The 18922-nt window shown below is 17.1% G+C and carries 17 protein-coding genes and 4 tRNA genes; 3 read left to right on the plus strand and 18 right to left on the minus strand.

The window, feature by feature from the left end:
- Nucleotides 1–76: 76 nt before the first annotated feature.
- The 6 genes from dnaE to rpsB are packed head-to-tail and all read right to left on the minus strand — an operon-like array spanning nucleotide 77 to nucleotide 8195.
- Entirely contained in the window at nucleotides 77–2842 is a 2766-nt protein-coding gene (dnaE, locus tag NARPIN1_RS00265; protein ID WP_130579099.1) for a DNA polymerase III subunit alpha, read from the minus strand.
- Nucleotides 2843–2848: 6 nt separating this feature from the next.
- The gene (bamA, locus tag NARPIN1_RS00270; protein WP_130579101.1) at nucleotides 2849–5296 is read right to left on the minus strand and encodes an outer membrane protein assembly factor BamA; all 2448 of its coding nucleotides are present in this window, start codon (nucleotides 5294–5296) and stop codon (nucleotides 2849–2851) included.
- A gap of 47 nt (nucleotides 5297–5343) precedes the next feature.
- Nucleotides 5344–6093: a polyprenyl diphosphate synthase gene (gene uppS / locus NARPIN1_RS00275; protein ID WP_130579103.1), complete on the minus strand. Its 750-nt coding sequence runs from the start codon at nucleotides 6091–6093 to the stop codon at nucleotides 5344–5346.
- A gap of 21 nt (nucleotides 6094–6114) precedes the next feature.
- Complete coding sequence (locus NARPIN1_RS00280; RefSeq protein ID WP_130579105.1) at nucleotides 6115–6678, minus strand: ribosome recycling factor; 564 nt, start codon at nucleotides 6676–6678, stop codon at nucleotides 6115–6117.
- A 14-nt stretch (nucleotides 6679–6692) separates the two neighbouring features.
- Complete coding sequence (gene tsf / locus NARPIN1_RS00285; RefSeq protein WP_130579107.1) at nucleotides 6693–7511, minus strand: translation elongation factor Ts; 819 nt, start codon at nucleotides 7509–7511, stop codon at nucleotides 6693–6695.
- A gap of 9 nt (nucleotides 7512–7520) precedes the next feature.
- Nucleotides 7521–8195: a 30S ribosomal protein S2 gene (gene rpsB, locus NARPIN1_RS00290; protein WP_130579109.1), complete on the minus strand. Its 675-nt coding sequence runs from the start codon at nucleotides 8193–8195 to the stop codon at nucleotides 7521–7523.
- A 117-nt stretch (nucleotides 8196–8312) separates the two neighbouring features.
- Here rpsB and map point away from each other — a divergent pair, with 117 nt between their 5' ends.
- On the plus strand, nucleotides 8313–9086 hold the full coding sequence (map, locus tag NARPIN1_RS00295) for a type I methionyl aminopeptidase (RefSeq protein ID WP_130579111.1): 774 nt from the start codon (nucleotides 8313–8315) through the stop codon (nucleotides 9084–9086).
- 35 nt (nucleotides 9087–9121) lie between these two features.
- On the opposite strand, the gene NARPIN1_RS00300 is transcribed toward map, so the two are convergent.
- The 3 genes from NARPIN1_RS00300 to NARPIN1_RS00310 form a co-directional block, all read right to left on the minus strand.
- Nucleotides 9122–9191, minus strand: a tRNA-Gln gene (locus NARPIN1_RS00300).
- A gap of 13 nt (nucleotides 9192–9204) precedes the next feature.
- Nucleotides 9205–9278, minus strand: a tRNA-Leu gene (locus NARPIN1_RS00305).
- A gap of 12 nt (nucleotides 9279–9290) precedes the next feature.
- Nucleotides 9291–9365 (minus strand) — tRNA-Met (locus tag NARPIN1_RS00310).
- Between the two features lie 69 nt (nucleotides 9366–9434).
- Here NARPIN1_RS00310 and glnS point away from each other — a divergent pair.
- A complete protein-coding gene (gene glnS / locus NARPIN1_RS00315; protein ID WP_130579113.1) occupies nucleotides 9435–11075 on the plus strand; it encodes a glutamine--tRNA ligase in 1641 nt (546 codons plus the stop codon).
- Nucleotides 11076–11092: 17 nt separating this feature from the next.
- Here the strand turns inward: glnS and NARPIN1_RS00320 are convergent, their stop codons facing one another.
- Genes NARPIN1_RS00320 through gyrA form a run of 3 tightly spaced genes read right to left on the minus strand, consistent with a single transcriptional unit; the run spans nucleotide 11093 to nucleotide 15077 of the window.
- Nucleotides 11093–11362 (minus strand): hypothetical protein, encoded by a 270-nt coding sequence (locus NARPIN1_RS00320; protein WP_130579115.1) that lies wholly within the window; start codon nucleotides 11360–11362, stop codon nucleotides 11093–11095.
- Nucleotides 11363–11390: 28 nt separating this feature from the next.
- The gene (locus NARPIN1_RS00325; protein ID WP_130579117.1) at nucleotides 11391–12527 is read right to left on the minus strand and encodes a porin; all 1137 of its coding nucleotides are present in this window, start codon (nucleotides 12525–12527) and stop codon (nucleotides 11391–11393) included.
- A 33-nt stretch (nucleotides 12528–12560) separates the two neighbouring features.
- Nucleotides 12561–15077, minus strand: coding sequence for a DNA gyrase subunit A (gene gyrA, locus NARPIN1_RS00330; RefSeq protein WP_130579119.1), 2517 nt, complete (start codon nucleotides 15075–15077; stop codon nucleotides 12561–12563).
- 152 nt (nucleotides 15078–15229) lie between these two features.
- Between gyrA and ssb the strand changes: the two genes are divergently transcribed.
- A complete protein-coding gene (gene ssb, locus NARPIN1_RS00335; protein WP_130579121.1) occupies nucleotides 15230–15694 on the plus strand; it encodes a single-stranded DNA-binding protein in 465 nt (154 codons plus the stop codon).
- Here ssb and NARPIN1_RS00340 read toward each other — a convergent pair whose 3' ends face one another.
- From NARPIN1_RS00340 to NARPIN1_RS00365, 6 genes are all read right to left on the minus strand, one after another.
- Entirely contained in the window at nucleotides 15695–16153 is a 459-nt protein-coding gene (locus tag NARPIN1_RS00340) for a hypothetical protein (RefSeq protein ID WP_130579122.1), read from the minus strand. It abuts the gene before it with no gap.
- On the minus strand, nucleotides 16150–16992 hold the full coding sequence (mreC, locus tag NARPIN1_RS00345; protein ID WP_130579124.1) for a rod shape-determining protein MreC: 843 nt from the start codon (nucleotides 16990–16992) through the stop codon (nucleotides 16150–16152). Before mreC ends, NARPIN1_RS00340 begins: the two co-directional genes overlap by 4 nt.
- On the minus strand, nucleotides 16982–18022 hold the full coding sequence (locus tag NARPIN1_RS00350; RefSeq protein ID WP_130579126.1) for a rod shape-determining protein: 1041 nt from the start codon (nucleotides 18020–18022) through the stop codon (nucleotides 16982–16984). Before NARPIN1_RS00350 ends, mreC begins: the two co-directional genes overlap by 11 nt.
- Nucleotides 18015–18479, minus strand: coding sequence for a type II 3-dehydroquinate dehydratase (aroQ, locus tag NARPIN1_RS00355; protein WP_130579128.1), 465 nt, complete (start codon nucleotides 18477–18479; stop codon nucleotides 18015–18017). The genes NARPIN1_RS00350 and aroQ overlap by 8 nt, the downstream gene beginning before the upstream one ends.
- Nucleotides 18480–18507: 28 nt before the next feature.
- A tRNA-Arg gene (locus tag NARPIN1_RS00360) sits at nucleotides 18508–18579 on the minus strand.
- 29 nt (nucleotides 18580–18608) lie between these two features.
- The gene (locus NARPIN1_RS00365; protein WP_130579130.1) at nucleotides 18609–18902 is read right to left on the minus strand and encodes a hypothetical protein; all 294 of its coding nucleotides are present in this window, start codon (nucleotides 18900–18902) and stop codon (nucleotides 18609–18611) included.
- Nucleotides 18903–18922: the final 20 nt, after the last annotated feature.

The following is an 18922-nucleotide window of genomic DNA, read 5'->3' on the forward strand; positions in this document are numbered from 1 at the left end:
TTATTTTTTTAAATAAATATTACTATATAATAACTTATTTTTTATTAAATTAAAACAATTTATTTAAATTAAATATTTATTCAAACATATCAATTTGTTTATTTAAAATATTATTATTTAATTTATTAGATTTTTTTATATATACATCCAAATTATTGATTTCTTTATTTTTATCTATTTTTAATGAATTAAATAATCCATTCTCTATTAATATTTCTATAGATTTTTTATTTAAAAAATTTTTATCTATTCTTATACATAAATCTAATACACTTTTATAATATCCATTTTTGATTCTATCATTAATTATTTCTGTAATTAAATTTTTATTCAATCCTTTTATAGTTCCTATTCCGTATTCTATATTATTATTTTTATTTACATAAAAATCATATTTACTTGAATTAATATTTAAATTAATAATATTTATATTCATATTTTTACATTCAGAAATTAAATTATTTATTTTTTCATAATTATTCATATTAAAAGTCATTACTTCAGACATAAATATAATAGTATAATTTGATTTTAACCATAACATTTGATATGTTATTAATGCATAAGATGCTGAATGAGATTTATTAAATCCATATCCAGAAAATTTTTCTATTAAATCAAATATTTTACTTGATAATTCTTTATTTATTCCATTATTTAAAGCTCCATTTATAAATTTTAATTTATGTTTTTTCATTTCATAGTAATTTTTACTACTTATAATTTGTCTTAGAATATCTGCTTCAGATAATGAATAATTAGAAAAAATTTGTGCTATTTTTATTATTTGTTCTTGATATAAAATTATTCCATATGTTGGTTTTAATATATTTATTAATAATTCATGTTCTAAATTTTTATATGGATAATAAACTTTTTCTAAATTATTTCTTCTATTAATAAAATCATCAACCATACCAGATTTTAGTGGTCCTGGTCTAAATAACGCTATTAAATCTATTATATCTTTAAATGTGTTTGGTTTTAATTTTTTTATTAATTTTTTTATTCCTTTTGATTCTAATTGGAATATTCCAGTTGTTTTACATGAAATAAGCATATCAAAACTTAATTTATCATCTAAAGATATATAATTTATATTAACTATTTTTTTATATTTTACTTTTATGTTATTTATAATATTATTTATAATAGTTAATGTTTTTAATCCTAAAAAATCAAATTTAACTAATCCAATTTTTTCTATACTTTTTTTATCAAATTGTGTTAATACATTAGAATCATCATAATATAATGGCATAAATTTAGTTATTTTATAAGGTGATATAACTAATCCTCCAGAGTGTTTTCCTATATTTCTTACATATCCTTCTAATTTTTTCGATATATTTATTATTTTTTTTATTTCCTTATCATTTTCATATAAATCTTTAAATTTTTTTTCTTTTTTAATTAATTCATTTAATGTTATTTTAGAATTAAAAGGTATAGATTTCGATATATTATTAATAAAATTAAATGTATATCCTAATACTCTTCCTACATCTTTAATAACTGATTTAGCTGTCATACAATTAAATGTAATTATTCTAGATACAAAATCTTTTCCATATAATTCTATAACATGATTTATTACCATATCTCTTTTTTCTACACAAAAATCTATATCAAAATCTGGCATAGATATTCTATTTGGATTCAAAAATCTTTCAAAAATTAAGTCAAAAAGTATTGGATCTAAACATGTTATATTAAGAGAGTAAGATACTAATGAACCTGAACCAGATCCTCTACCTGGACCTATTGGTATATTATTTTCTATAGCCCATTTTGTAAATTCATTAACTATTAAAAAATACCCAGTAAAACCCATATTATTTATAATATTTAATTCTTTATTTAATCTTTCTTCGTAAAAATTTATTTTATCTTTATATAAATTAATATTATTATATTCAACTTTTAATCTATTTTTTAATCCTTTATAACTTAAATTAGTTAATATTTTTTTACAATAATTTTCATCTATATTAAACTTAGGTAAAAATCTCTTATTAAATTTTAAAAAAACATTACATCTTTTAGATATTTCTACTGAATTAGAAATAACTTCTGGAATATCAGAAAAAATATTATTTATGTCATCTTTACTTTTAAAAAATTGTTCACATGTATATTTTGTTAAATTATCAGATATAGATTTATTATTATGTATAGAAACTTTTATAGCATGAAAATAAAAATCTTTTTTACTTAAAAATCTTACTTCATTAGTTGCTACTATTGGTAATTTATAATATTTAGATATTTTTAATGCATTATATATATGTAATTCTTCATTTTTTTTTTTGATTCTTGATATTTCAATATAAAATCTATTATTAAAATATTTTTTATAAAATTTTATATCATTATGAATTTTATCTAAATCATTATTTAATATATTAATTCCCAAATAACTATTTATATTTCCATATAATATTAATAATTCTTTATTATATTTAACTAGTAATTTTTTATTTATTATAGGATAATTACTTTTTTTTTTATTTTTATAAGAATCAGATATTAATAAAATTAAATTTTTATATCCTATATTAGATAAACAAAATATTGTAATTTTATTTAAATTTTTAAAATTATTAAATTTATTTATATTAAAATCTTCAAGTAGGTAAAAATCAGAACCAATTATAGGTTTTATTCCATTAAAACAACAACTTTTATAAAATTCTATTACTCCAAATAAGTTAGAAAAATCATTTATGGCTATAGATGAATAATTAAATTTATTAGCTAAATTTATTAAATCATCTATTTTAATTAAACTATCAAATATAGAATATTCACTATGTATATTTAAATGAACAAATTCATTCATTTTATTTTACCATTTTTTGTTTATACTAAATTGAAATTTTTCCATTTTTTCATAAGGAGAACATTTTAATATAGGAATAATATAAGAAAAATTAATTAATCCTGTTGAAGAAGCTATTCTAAATGTTAAACCAGTAGATAGATGTACATGTCTCATATATTCATATTCAAAAATATTAATAAATGATTCTAATAAATTATCTATTTCTTTTTTAGATTGAATTTCAAATCCAAAATCCATAAAATAAGATAGACGAGCAATATTATTATATTTATAACCTAATAAAGTTTCTGTAGGTATACATAATTCATTTTTTATAATTATTTTAATATCACTAAATATATTATCTCTTTCTAATATAGAACTATCTATATAATTTACACATTCAAAAACATAGTCACTTGGATCTTCTTTAAAACCTCTAACTAAATCTATTTTATCTAAATAAAAATAATTATAAAATGGAATATTTTTTTTAAATAAATTACATATTGAATATATTTGAGTTTTATTAAAAAATGTTAAATTCATGAAATCAAGATTTGTAAAATAATTTTCAAATGTAATATTACATATGTAATATTTATTATCTGATATTAAAGGTAATGTAGATTTACAATTTAATGTAAATTTTTTTCCATTTGTAGGAAAAATATTATGATTTAAACTGTCATAATTAAAAGATGCAAAAAATAAAAAATCATATGATTTATTTAATATAGGTAAAAATCTATTATAAATTTCTTCATTATCTAAAAAGAAATCTTTTAGAAAACTTAAACTAATTACTTCATCAAATATAAAATAATCATAATAATTAACTTTTGTTTCATTTATATGAAATATTAATTCATAATCAGACCAAAAAGAATTATACATAGGTAAATTTATAAAATTAGAAATTCCATAATTAATATTTAGTAAACTATAATATTCATTTTCTTTTAAAAAACTAGAATAAAATATTTTACTACCAGATTTTATTCTTTCATCATTAAAAAAATATGGATCACTAATTATAAACTCTACATTAGCTTTATCTTTATTATAATTAATAATTAATGATATTAAACTATTTTTACATAAAAAATTACTTTTTATAAAATCAAGTTTAATATTTGGATTATAATTTTCATTTAAACTTAAACCTACCTTAAATCCACTAGTATTCATTTCACTTATATCAAATAATAAATCAACTAATTTAGTACTACTAATATTATTTTCTAAAGATATAGTTTTAACATCTATTTTTTTAAATAATTTTAATTTATTTAATCTATCAACATCATCACATATTAAATTAATATTTAATGTAGAAAATTCAGATTGATATATTTCTCTTCTTATAACTTTATCTAATGTATTATTATTACCACTTATTAATATATTTCTTACATTAAATTTATAATTACATATAATATTAAATTTTAATTTTTTTTTATCAGTATTATCTATATTAACTATCTTAGTATTAATCATTGGAAATGAATATCCCTTACTAATTAAGAAATCTTTTATTTCATTTTTTATTTTTTTTATTTTTTTAATATTAAATACTTTTTTATGTAAATATTTATTTAAAATATTATTTAAGCTATCATAATAACAAGAATCAAAATCACCAACTAATTCAAAATCATTTATACTATATTTATTACCTTCATATATATATAAATTAATAAATACTTTACTTTTATCTTCTGAAAATGTAATTTTTTTATCTTTTATAATAAAATCAAAATATCCATTTTCTTCATATAAAGATTTCATTTTATCTAAATCTTCTTCAAAATTTTTTTCTATATATACAGATCTAAGTATTAAATTCATAAATTTTAATCTATTATTAAAAGATTTGAATTTATTTAATATTTTATTAGATTTTATATTATTATTTCCATTTATACTTATACTTTTTATAATAGAACTTTTACCTTCATTAAATATAATTTTTAATTTTACTTTATTAGGTGAAATATTTAATAAATCTGTTTCTATTTTAACATTATAATTTCCTATACTTTTATATAAATTAGATATTAAAGATATTAAATTAAATAATTTATTATTACTTAATTCATCATTTATATATAACTCTTTTTCAATAAATATTTTCTTTAAAAAATCATTGTTTAATAACTTATTACCTATAAAATCTACTGAAATTATTATAGGATTTTCAATTAATTTTATAATCAAACTACTATTATTTTCATTATATAATAATTTCATATGACTAAAATGTTTAGTTGATATAATAGAATTAAATAAATTACTAATATTATTATTATCTATTTTATATTCTTTAATGTAGTAAAATGGTATTTTAGATATTACATAATCTTTAGATATTCTATATAATCCTTCAATACATACATTTTTAATTATTATATTATCTTCAGCTTTTAGATATCTTGGTATAATTATTAATATTAATATAAATATATTCATAAATTTAAAATTATTTAATTAAAGATTTATTAAATAGATAAATCTATTTAATATAATTTTCCAAACTTTCTATTTCTTTTATAAAAATTTTTTATAGCATTATAAAAATCTATTTTATTAAAATCTGGCCATAATACATCTGTAAAATATAATTCAGAATAAGCTATTTGCCATAATAAAAAATTACTTATTCTTTTTTCACCTCCAGTTCTTATTACTAAATCTATAGGTGGACAATCATTTATACATAAATTATCATTAATAATAGATTCATTTATATCATTAATAGATAATATTTTGTAATCTATTTTATTTAATACTTTTTTAAATGATTCTATTATATCCCATTTACCTCCATAATTTATAGCAATATTTAATATTAATCCAGTATTATTTTTTGTTATTTCTTCAGATTTATATATATTATTTTGAAAATCTTTATCTAATTCTTTTATATTTCCTATAATATTTAATTTTATATTATTTTTATTTAAACTATTTATTTCATTTTTTAAAGTTTTATTAAATAATTTAAATAATTCTGATACTTCAGAATATGGTCTGTTCCAATTTTCACTACTAAATGCATATAAAGTCAATACTTTTAATTTTAAATTAATTGAAAATTTAATTATTGAGTTTATAACTTTTATACCTTTAATATGTCCATATTTTCTTAATTTACCTTTTTTTTCAGCCCATCTACCATTTCCATCCATTATAATTGCTATATGTTTTATATAATATTTGTAATCTATTTTATTATTAAAATTTTTTTTTTCTAAAAAATTAAACATATTATTTAAATTAATAATTTATTAAATTTTTAATAAATCTTTCTCTTTATTTTTAATTAAATCATCTATATATGTTATATATTTATTAACTTTATCAGTAAAAAATTTATTGTATTTATTAAACTCATCTTCACTTATTTCTTTATTATTTTTTAAATTTTTTATTTTATTATTAAAATCTCTTCTTATGTTTCTTATATAAATTTTATTTTTTTCAGAATTTTCTTTAATAATTTTAATTATTTTTATTCTTTTTTCTTCAGTTATATCAGAACATACTATTTTTATGTAAGATTCATTACATACATAAACTTTTAAATCTAAATTAGAATCTAATATACAATTTTTTATTTTTTCTAATAAATTTTTATCAAATGGATTTAAAATTAAAGTTTTAGAATTTTCTTTTGTTATTAATGACAATTTATTTAATTCTTCTATATTATTAAGGTATTTAATTTTTAATTTACTTATTAAATTTACAGATATTTTACCAATATTTATATTATCAATATATTTATTAAAATTTTTTATTAAATTATTTATCTTTATATCAGATTCATTAAAAATATCTATATTTTTCATAAATTATTAATTAATTAATTATATTTTAATTCTATTATTTTAAAATTAAATATTTTTAAATTATATTTATTCAATAAATCTTTTATATTTATATTATTATCAAATATAAATTTTTGTTCTAATAATGAATTATCTATTATAAATTCTTCTATTTTATTTTTTATATATTTATCTTTTTCATTTTCATTATTATTTTCTTTAAATTTAAATATATCATTTTGTATATAATATTCATTATCTATTATATCTTTTGGTATATTATTTTTACAGATATATTTCGGTTTATTTGATATAATATGCATTGATATTTTTTTTATTATATCTAAATTATTAATATTACCATGAAAATTAATTATAACACCTATTTTTTTAATATGAACATATGAAAAACTAAAATTAGTATTATTAAAAATATATTTTTTTCCAAAGGATATATTTTCATTAAACTCTGATACTAAATTTAATTTATACAAATTAAATTTATCATTTATATTATCAAAATTTTCAATTTTATTTTCTATAGAATATTTAATTATTTTATCACAAAAATTATTAAATTTTTCATTATTAGAAACAAAATCGGTTTCACTATTTATTTCTAATAAAATACTATATTTATAGTCTTTAGAATTACCACATAAAATTTTACCTTTAGAAGGTCTAGATAAACTAATTTTAGAAAATTTATCTTTTTTAATGTTAAATGATTTTTTTATTGCTAATGAAATATTAAAATTAGATTCATGTAGTATTTTTTTACATTCTAATAATCCTAAACCTGTTTTTTTTCTCAATTTTTTTATTAATTCTATATTATCTTTACTCATAATCATAAATTTATTTTAATTGTTTAAATAATTATAAATATTATTTAAATAAAAATTTGCTGATTTTTTAGAATCATCATTACCAGGTATTATAAAATCTATTTTATCTGGATTTGAATTAGTATCTGCTATAGCAAATACTGGTATTTTTAATTTATTTGCTTCTTCTATAGCTATTTTTTCATTTATTGTATCTATTATAAATAAAACATCAGGTAAACTATTCATATTTTTTATACCTAATAAATTTTTTTTTAATTTATTTATATTTTTATAATAAATACTTAATTCCTTTTTAGTAAATTTTTTAACTATATTTTTATCTTCGTATTTATCTTCTAATAATTTTAATTTTTTGATAGATTTTTTTATTGTTTTCCAATTGGTTAATGTTCCACCAAGCCATCTATTATTTATAAAATATTGTTTACACTTACAAGCTATATCTTCTATAGATTCATTAAATATTTTTTTAGTACCAACAAATAATATTTTTCCCTTTTTATCATGTATTTTTTTTAATTCTATCAAAGCTATTTTAAATAATTCTATAGTTTTATCTAAATTTATTATATGTATATTATTATATATTCCAAATATATATGGTTTCATTTTAGGATTCCAATTTTTTATATTATGTCCAAAATGAATACCAAGATTTATCATTTCTTCTATACAAAAATCAATCATTTAATATCCTCAATATATTTATAATATAAATTATATTATAATTATATAATATTATTTATTAATAATTAAATATAATATATATTTATTATTATTTTAATTAAATTTATATTATTTAATATGATAAATTTAGATACAGAATTAGAAAAAATGTTAATAGTAGGAAATTTAGCTTCTAAAGTTTTAGATATGATAAAATTATATATAAAACCAGGAATATCTACTGGAGAGTTGAATGATATATGTAATTTATATATAGAAAAAAAATTAAATGCAAAGTCTGCAATATTAAATTATAAAGGATTTCCAAAATCTATATGTACATCTATAAATGAAGTAGTATGTCATGGAATTCCAGATAATAATAGATATATAAAAGAAGGTGATATTTTAAATATAGATGTAACTATTTTTAAAGATGGATTTTATGGAGATACATCTAAAATGTTTTGTGTTGGTAAAGTTTCTAAAATAGCTAGTAGATTGTGTTTAGTTGCTAAAAAAAGTTTATATTTAGCAATAAAAAATATATATCCTGGAATAAAATTAAATACTATTGGTAAAATAATAGAAAATTTTGTAGAATTTAATGGATTTTATGTAGTAAAAGATTATTGTGGACATGGAATAGGAAAAAAATTTCATGATAATCCTCAAGTTTTACATTATTATTCAGATTATAATAATTATGTATTAAAACCAGGAATGGCTATAACAATAGAACCAATGATAAATACTATTAGTGATGGTGTAAAATTAATGAAAGATGGTTGGACTGTAAAAACTAAAGATCATGGATTATCTGCACAATATGAACATACTATATTAATAACAAAAAATGGATATTTAGTAACAACATTAAGAGATAATGAAAAAATAGATTTTATAATTTAATTAATATTATTAATATTTAATTATTTAAATATTTACAGGGGTACCAGGATTTGAACCTGGGATCACGGGATCAAAACCCGTTGCCTTTCCTCTTGGCTATACCCCATTTATTTTAAAGTACGGGAGACGAGACTCGAACTCGTAAATATCTAGGATCTAAATCTAGTGCGTATACCTTTTCGCCACTCCCGCTAAAAAACTTCTTAGCTACGACAGGAATCGAACCTGTGACATCAGCGTTATGAATGCTGTGCTCTAACCAAACTGAGCTACGTAGCTCTATTATTTAAAATATATTATATATTTTAAAAATTATTAAATCAAATAAATTAGAATAATAAATTAAATATGAATGATTATGATTTATATTTTAATAATTATATTATAAAAATAATAGATAAAGATATAAAAAATAATAAAAATTTAAAAATAAAAACAAGATTTCCACCTGAACCTAATGGATATTTACATATAGGACATGCTAAATCTATATTTTTAAATTTTTTAATAGCTAATAAATATAATGGTGAATGTAATTTAAGATTTGATGATACAAATCCATTAAATATAAAAAATAAGTATATAAACTCTATAAAAAAAGATATAGATTGGTTAGGTTTTAAAAATAAATATAATGTATCATATACATCAGATTATTTTGATGAAATATTTAATTTTGCTATTAAATTAATAAATAAAAATTTAGCATATATTGATAAATTAACTATAAATAAAATAAAAATTTATAGAGGAAATCTTAATAAAATAGGTATAGATAGTCCATATAGAAATAATTCAATAAGTGAAAATATTGATTACTTTATTAAAATGAGAAATGGATATTTTAAAGAAAATGAAATTTGTTTAAGAGCAAAAATAGATATGAAATCTAAATCTTTATTAATGAGAGATCCAATTTTATATAGAGTAAAATTTACATATCATAAAAGAACCAAAAATAAATGGTGTATATATCCTACATACGATTTTTCTCATTGTATATGTGATTTTTTAGAAAATATAACTCATTCATTATGTACATTAGAATTTGAAGAAAATAAAAAATTATATAATTGGATATTAAATAATATTGATATAAATGGTTTTATACCTAAACAATATGAATTTTCAAGATTAAATCTAGAATATAATATTTTATCTAAAAGAAAAATTAATTTTTTAATTAATAAAAAAATTATAAATAAATGGTATGATCCAAGAATATGTACTATATCTGGATTAAGAAATAGAGGATATACTCCTAATTCTATAAAAGTATTTTGTAAAAAAATAGGAGTAACTAAGAAAAATAGTAACATAAACATTAATATATTAGAAAACTGTATAAAAACTGACTTATATGAGAATTCATATAGAATTATGTCTGTTATTGATCCTATAAAATTAATAATAGAAAATTTAAATGATAACTATGAAGAAGAAATATATGTTCCTAATTTTCCTAATAAAAAATTATCTAGCAATAGAAAAATAGTTTTTACTAAAATAATATATATAGAAAAATCAGATTTTTGTGAATGTTTATCAAATACATGTAATAAATTTTCTATAGGTAAAATAATAAAATTAAGATATTCATATATAATATGTGCAAAAAAAATATTTAAAGACAAAAAAGGTAATATAAAAAGTATATTATGTTTTTTATATGAAAATACAGTTAATTCTATATATTTAAATAATATTAAAATAAATAAAATAATTCATTGGGTATCATATAAAAAAAAAATAAATTCAACTTTTTATATTTATGAAAATTTATTTTTAGATAAATATCCATATAAAAATAAAAATATATTAAATATAATAAATAAAAATTCATTAATAATAAAAAATGGATTTATAGAAAAAAGCAATAATAAAATTATTAAGAATAGAATATATCAATTTGAAAGAATTGGATACTTTTATACAAAATTATATTATAAAGATAAAAATTTGATATTTTTTAATATAGTAAATATTTAATTTTTTATTACATTTCCTTACTTAAAAACGAAGTAAGGAAATGTATCTATTTCATTAATTTTTTTATTTTTACTAAATTTTTCTATATATAAATTATATTCATCTTTATTTTCAAGAAACAATATATCTTTAGGTATTTTTATATAAAAATTTTTATCTTTATTATATTTTAATATAAGTTTGAAATCTTTTAAATTTCTATAATTTAATACTCTATTAAAATTTATATAAGAAAAAGATACTTTAGGATATAAAAAAAACATTATACTAATTAAATATTTATACATAAATTAAGTCTCATATTTAAAATTTAAATTATATAGAACAATTAAATCCTAAATTAAATAAATTATTACAAGATGTATTTGTTTTTTTGTAAAAATCATTCAAATTTAATAAATTTATTTTATAATTAAAGTATAATGACGCACATTTATATAATTTATAACTCATGCATAATTCAACATATTTAATTATATAGTTATCGTTATTTCCAGGTGTGTATATTTTACTTTGAAAGTAACCCACAGAAGGAATTATATTTGTATTAAATTTATATTGCATAATTAATCCTGTACTTTTTGCAACATCTGAAAATCCATACATAGAAGGTTCATTTACTTTTCTATTTTTTTCATTATATGTTTTAAACATTAGGAAATTACCATATGGTGTAATATTATATGTTTCTCCATAAACTGAAGATATATATAATTTATCAGTATTTAATCTAAACCCTAGTGAGTATGCTATTGCATTAATATTTTTATTGTTTTTATCAAAATCTATTTGATTTTTTGTTCTTTCAGAAGTTGAATAAGCTCCAGCAACATCTAAAAATGAGTTAATTTTATATTTTGTATAAATACCGTATCCATCACCATTAGATACTCTTGTAGATAAATATAATGGTAAATTTTCACATTCATCGTTTTCAAATTGTTTTTGTAAATATATATCTAAACCTTCTATATAATTAAAAAAATTATAATTTTTATAAGTTAATAAATTACTTGATTTATATAACATATAGTTTGTTGGTTTATAAAAAGAATCAATTATAGGAACTTTTTTAACAAATTTGTTTACGTTAAATATAACACCATAGTCTCTACCAAAGCTAACACTTCCATATTTTACATCTCTTAATCCCATAAAATATAACTTAGGTTTAATAAAATTAAAATTTTTATTATAAAACAATTCATTTAATTTAAAATTTACATCAGTTAATAAGAAAGCATTTAAATAATTATTTATTTTTTTTGTTCCAGTAATATTTAAATTAACTGTAGGAAAACCTATATTTTTATTTAAAATATTATTATAATCTTTAACCACAGAAAAATTTGTTATAACATTTACTTTATTATTATTAAATTCATATGATGTTGCAGCTTGTAATTTATAATTAAATATTAATGATATTAAATATATAATTTTCTTAATCATTTTTATATACCTTCATTTTAGTAATTAATAAAATTAATTTGATATTTTTTGTAAATCAACAACATAGTCATCTTTTAAAAGTTTTATTAAAGTTATTCCTTTTGTATTTCTTTTTATTAAACTTATTTCAGAAACTTTAATTCTAACTAATACACCACTATTAGTTATAATTAATAATTGATCTTCATTATTTACTTCTATTGATTTTATAACTTTACCACTTTTATTTGTTACTTTAATAGATATAACACCTATATTAAATCTAGATTTAATAGGATATTCATTTTCAATAGTTCTTTTACCAATACCATTTTCAGTAACTGTTAAAATATGACTATTAATTTTAGGAATAATAATAGATACAACCTTATCATTATCAATCAAATTTATACCTTTTACTCCAAATGATATTCTACCAGTAGATTTTATTTTTTTTTCTAAAAATCTTACAGATCTACCATTTGCAGAAAAAATAATTATATTATTATCTCCATTTGTTATTTTAACATCAATTAATAAATCATTTAAATTTAATTTAATAGCTATTATACCTACATTTTTTAGATTTTTAAACTTTGATAATAATGTTTTTTTTATAAAACCTTTTAATGTAACCATACATATATAATAATTATCATTATATATATTAGGTTTTATAGGCAAAATAGCAGTTATTTTATTATTGTTATCTATAGATAATATATTATATATTAATTTTCCTCTAGAATATCTATTTAATTCAGGTAATTGATATACTTTTATTTTATATACAATACCTTTATTAGAAAATAATAATAAATCATCATGAGTATTAGCTACTAGTAATATATATATAAAATCTTCATCCTTTATTTTTGTAGATAATTTACCTTTACCACCTCTTTTTTGAGATTCATAATCAGATACAGGTTGTATTTTAATATATCCTTTATGTGATAAAGTTATTATAACATCAGTTTTATTTATTAATTTATCTAAATCAATATCTTTTTTTTTTAAAATTATTTTTGTTCTTCTTTTATCTTTATATTCATTTTGAATTTCTATTAATTCTTTTTTTAATTCTATTATTAAATTATTATTATTTTTTAATATAGATATAGATTTTTTTATTTGACTTATTAATAATTTATATTCATTTATTAATTTGTTATATTCTAAATTTGTTAATCTTTGAAGTTTTATTTCTAATATAGATTGAATTTGTTTATTATTTAGAACTATTTTTTTTAAATCATATTTATTATTTTCTTTATTAAATATATATTTATTTTCTTCTTTTAAATTTATTATATTACTATCTAAATTCCATTTTTTATACAAAAGATTATTTTTTGCTTCATTTAATGAATTAGAACTTTTTATTATTTTTATTATTTCATTTATATTACTTATAGCAATTATTAATCCTTCAGTTATATTTAACTTTTCATTATTCTTATCTAATAAATATAAATTTCTTTTATATATTATATTTTTCCTATGATCTATAAAGGAATTTAATATATCTATTAATGATAGTATTTTAGGTTTGCCATCTTTTAATGCAACCATATTAATAGATAAATTTATTTGTAATGAAGTATGTTTATATAAATTATTTAATATTATTTTATAATCATATTCTTTTTTTATTTCTATAACTACTCTTATACCATCTTTATCAGATTCATCTCTTATATTATTTATACCATCTATTTTTTTATTTTTTACTAATTCGGCTATTTTTTCTATTAATTTTAATTTATTTACTTGATAAGGTAATTCTGATATAACTATATTTTTTATATTATTTATATTTTCTAAATTTACTTTAGATCTAACACATATTTTTCCTTTTCCAGTTTTATATATTTGAATTATATCATTTATGCCATGAATTTCTCCATAAGTAGGAAAATCAGGACCTGGTATAAATTTCATTAAATCTTCTATACATATATCTTTATTATCTATTAAAGCTAAACATCCATTTATAACTTCATATAAATTATGAGGTGGTATATTTGTTATAACACCTACAGCTATACCATAAGATCCATTTATTAATAAATTAGGAATTCTTGATGGTAATATATTAGGTATATATTCAGTTTCATCATAATTTTTAGTAAAATCTACTGTATCTTTTTCTAAATCATATAACATTTCACTAGAAATTTTAGACATTTTTATTTCTGTATATCTCATTGCAGCTGCTGAATCTCCATCTATTGATCCAAAATTACCTTGTCCTTCTATTAATATATATCTTAGTGAAAAATTTTGTGCCATTCTTACAATAGAATCATATACAGCATTATCACCATGTGGATGATATTTACCTATTACATCACCTACTATTCTAGCTGATTTTTTATATGGTTTATTATATAGATTTCCTAAATTATTCATAGCAAATAATATTCTTCTATGAACAGGTTTTAAACCGTCTCTTACATCAGGTAATGCTCTACTTATTATTACAGACATTGCATAATCTAGATATGAATTTTTTAATTCATTTTCTATATATATTTCTTTAATATTTTTATATATATTATCTTTCATATTTACTTATAAAAAAAAATAAATTAATTAATTTACAATTTAATTAATATTTAATTGTAAATAATAAAATTATATTATATATTATTAATTATTAAATTAGAAGCAAATAAAATATAATAAATAATATTCTTTTAAATAATTTTAAGAAAAATATGGCTAATAAAGGAGTTAACAAAGTTATATTAGTTGGTTATTTAGGTCAAGATCCTGAAACTAGATATACACAAAGTGGTAATTCAGTAACAACAATAAGTTTAGCTACATCTGAAACATGGAAAGATAAAAATACTGGAGAAAATAGAGAAAGAACAGAATGGCATAGAGTAGTTTTTTTTGGAAAATTAGCTGAAATATCTGGAGAATTTTTAAAAAAAGGATCTCAAGTATATATAGAAGGTCAAATACAAACAAGAAAATGGAAAGATCAAAATGGTAATGAAAGATATTCAACTGAAGTTGTAGTTGGAATAGGAGGAACAATGCAAATATTAAATAATCCTTTTAATAAAAATAATGAAATAAAAGATAATAAATCTTTTAATAAAGAAGAAAATGAGGAAAACGATTTAGATAAAGATATTAACTTAGATGATTTTTCTGATGATATTCAATTTTAATTAATTGATTATAATAGAGCTTATAACAGAACTTATTATTATACAAATAATTTCATTAGTATAAAAATTAATATAGTTTAATTTTATTAAATTTAAAATTTTAAATATTAATAATTTACTTATAAAAGTTATTATATTATAAATAGTTATTAATTTAAATTTATCAATATATTTATTATTATTAAATATAAATATATTATTTTTAATAAAAAAATCAGAAATAATTATAGTAATTAATTCTATACATAATATATTATAAAAAATTAAATCTTTTAAAATACTTATTATAAATATATATATATATTTATAATTTAATTTACTATTATTAATTAAATTTATAATATATATTTTAAATAAATTATATATTATTAAATTTAATAATATATAATTTATACAATAATTTGATACTAATATATTTAATAATATAGATATAAATATTTTTAATAAAATAAATATCATTTTAAAATAACTATATAATTTATATTATTTATATTAAATAATGTTTTTATTTCTATATCTAAATAATAGTTATTTTTATTTTTTATTATTTTTGATATATAACCTACTGGATAATTTTTTGGATATAAATCATCAAGTCCAGATGAAACTAGTAAATCTCCTTCTTTAAAATCATCTGTATTATTTAATATGATATTAAAATTTTTACATAAAAGAATTCCATTTATTCCAGATCCTTTAGCTATAAAAATAATTCCATTTCTTGAATTTTTTAAAGATATTTTAGATTTAGATTTATATATTAAATTAACATAACTATTATTTTTATTAGATAATGAAATATATCCTATTATTCCATCATAATTTAATACAGGTTGACCTATATGTATATTTTCATCAATTCCTTTATCTATTATTAATCTAGAAAATACATGATTATAATATAATATTTTAGAAATATTATATTTATACTTTTTTAATATATTTATATTTAATATTTTTTTTAATTCTATATTTTCTTTTTTACAATTTTCATATTCTAATTTATTTATTTTATCTGAAATAATTTTTTTATTTAAATTATCATTTATATTTATTAATTTTTTATTTAAAATAAATACATCTTTAATATTTTTAAAAAAATTTTCTATATATATAATTGGATTATATATAAAATAATATATACAATTAGTTAATTCTTTTTTAATTTTAATATTTAAATTATTTTCAATATAGTCAAATATTAATATAGTTAAAATCAAAACAAATAAAAATAAATATAAAATATATTTAAATTTATTTTTATTTTTCGTATTATTGTAATAATAATTATTCTTCATCAAATAATCCTAAATCATATATATTAACTATTTCTAATGCTTTACCTCCACCTCTTACAACACATGTTAAAGGATCTTCTGCAATTACTACTGGTATTCCTGTTGCTTTAGTTATTAATTTATTTATATTTTTTAATAAAGCACCTCCTCCAGTTAAAATCATTCCTTTTTCTAAAATATCAGATGTTAATTCTGGTGGACATTTTTCTAATGCAAACATTATCGCACTAACTATTCCTGATAATGGTTCTTGTAATGCATCCAATATTTCATTAGAATTTAATTTTATTATTTTTGGAATACCTTCTGCTAAATTTCTACCTCTTATTTCATATTCTTTAGATTCTTTACATGGATAAGCATATCCTATATTATGTTTTATTTTTTCAGCAGTAGATTCTCCTATTAATGATCCATAATTTCTTCTTATATAATTTACTATTGATTCATCAAATTTATCTCCACCAATCCTTACAGAAGAAGAATATACTATTCCATTTAACGAAATTATAGCAACTTCTGTTGTTCCTCCTCCTATATCTACTACCATGGATCCAGTAGCTTCAGATACAGGTAATCCAGCACCAATAGCAGCTGCCATAGGTTCTTCTATAAGAAATACATCTCTAGCTCCAGCTCCTTGAGCGGATTCTCTTATTGCTCTTCTTTCTACTTGTGTTGCTCCAACAGGAACACATATTAATACTCTTGGACTTGGTCTTATAAAACTATTACTATGAACTTGTTTTATAAAATATTGAAGCATTTTTTCTGTTATAAAAAAATCAGCTATAACACCATCTTTTAATGGTCTTATTGTTATTATATTACTAGGAGTTCTTCCTAACATTCTTTTAGCTTCTTGTCCTACTGCAGTAATACTTGTATTTCCTGATCTATCTTTTTTTATTGATACAACAGAAGGTTCATTTAATACTATACCTTGATTTTTTACATATATCAATGTATTAGCTGTACCTAGATCTATTGATAAATCATTTGAAAAAAAACCTCTAATTTTTTTAAACATTATTTTTATTTAAATTATTCTTAATTAAAAAATCTTTAGAAAATTGAATAGCAAAATAATAAGAACTTATTCCTAATCCACATATAGTTCCTATCGCTATATCTGATAAATATGAAAATTTTCTAAATGGATCTCTAGAATATATATTAGAAATATGTATTTCTATAAATGGTATTTTTACAGATAAAAATGCATCCCTTATAGCTATACTAGTATGAGTAAAAGCTCCAGCATTTATTATTATAAAATTTATATTATTAAATTTAGAATTATGAATATTATTTATTATAATGCTTTCAGAATTAGATTGAATATGATTTAAATTAATATTTAAATCTTTAGATTTGTTAATTAAATCATTTACTAATTTTTCTAAACTTAAATTACCATATATATTTTGTTCTCTTATTCCTAATAAATTTAAATTAGGTCCATTTATTAAAAGTACGTTATTCATTTTATTTCCTTGAAATTTAAAATTTAATTGCACTCTACAGGACTCGAACCTGTAACCTACGGCTTAGAAGACCGATGCTCTTCCATTAAGCTAAGAGTGCATTTATATAAATTATATACTATTAAATATTTAATATTTATTTAATAAATAAAAATCTATATGTAATATTTTATTTTTTATTAAATTGATTTGTATATCTTTTATTTTAGATAAAAAACACAATTCATTTATTTTTATACATATTTCTTTATTTAAATTATCTTTTTCTTTTAAAAAATTTATATCTTTATATTCTATAATAATATTAATTGGTAATATATTTTTTCCATATATAACTGCTAATATTTTATTACTAACTCTTAATTTTTTATTAAGTCTTTTATTTTTACATATATTTCTTATTTCAGCACATAATATTAACATTTAATTATTTAATTTAATTA

The sequence above is a fragment of the endosymbiont of Pachyrhynchus infernalis genome, assembly GCF_004296515.1.
GTDB lineage: Bacteria > Pseudomonadota > Gammaproteobacteria > Enterobacterales > Enterobacteriaceae > Nardonella.

Bases quoted from the DNA above. Each gene is read 5' to 3' on its own strand.
- uppS (WP_130579103.1), bottom strand. From the start codon at position 6,093: ATGTTTAATTTTTTAGAAAAAAAAAATTTTAATAATAAAATAGATTAC.
- dnaE (WP_130579099.1), bottom strand. From the start codon at position 2,842: ATGAATGAATTTGTTCATTTAAATATACATAGTGAATATTCTATATTT.
- glnS (WP_130579113.1), top strand. From the start codon at position 9,435: ATGAATGATTATGATTTATATTTTAATAATTATATTATAAAAATAATA.
- ssb (WP_130579121.1), top strand. From the start codon at position 15,230: ATGGCTAATAAAGGAGTTAACAAAGTTATATTAGTTGGTTATTTAGGT.
- rpsB (WP_130579109.1), bottom strand. From the start codon at position 8,195: ATGATTGATTTTTGTATAGAAGAAATGATAAATCTTGGTATTCATTTT.
- map (WP_130579111.1), top strand. From the start codon at position 8,313: ATGATAAATTTAGATACAGAATTAGAAAAAATGTTAATAGTAGGAAAT.
- mreC (WP_130579124.1), bottom strand. From the start codon at position 16,992: ATGAAGAATAATTATTATTACAATAATACGAAAAATAAAAATAAATTT.
- NARPIN1_RS00340 (WP_130579122.1), bottom strand. From the start codon at position 16,153: ATGATATTTATTTTATTAAAAATATTTATATCTATATTATTAAATATA.
- NARPIN1_RS00320 (WP_130579115.1), bottom strand. From the start codon at position 11,362: ATGTATAAATATTTAATTAGTATAATGTTTTTTTTATATCCTAAAGTA.
- NARPIN1_RS00350 (WP_130579126.1), bottom strand. From the start codon at position 18,022: ATGTTTAAAAAAATTAGAGGTTTTTTTTCAAATGATTTATCAATAGAT.
- bamA (WP_130579101.1), bottom strand. From the start codon at position 5,296: ATGAATATATTTATATTAATATTAATAATTATACCAAGATATCTAAAA.
- tsf (WP_130579107.1), bottom strand. From the start codon at position 7,511: ATGATTATGAGTAAAGATAATATAGAATTAATAAAAAAATTGAGAAAA.
- NARPIN1_RS00325 (WP_130579117.1), bottom strand. From the start codon at position 12,527: ATGATTAAGAAAATTATATATTTAATATCATTAATATTTAATTATAAA.
- NARPIN1_RS00280 (WP_130579105.1), bottom strand. From the start codon at position 6,678: ATGAAAAATATAGATATTTTTAATGAATCTGATATAAAGATAAATAAT.
- NARPIN1_RS00365 (WP_130579130.1), bottom strand. From the start codon at position 18,902: ATGTTAATATTATGTGCTGAAATAAGAAATATATGTAAAAATAAAAGA.
- aroQ (WP_130579128.1), bottom strand. From the start codon at position 18,479: ATGAATAACGTACTTTTAATAAATGGACCTAATTTAAATTTATTAGGA.
- gyrA (WP_130579119.1), bottom strand. From the start codon at position 15,077: ATGAAAGATAATATATATAAAAATATTAAAGAAATATATATAGAAAAT.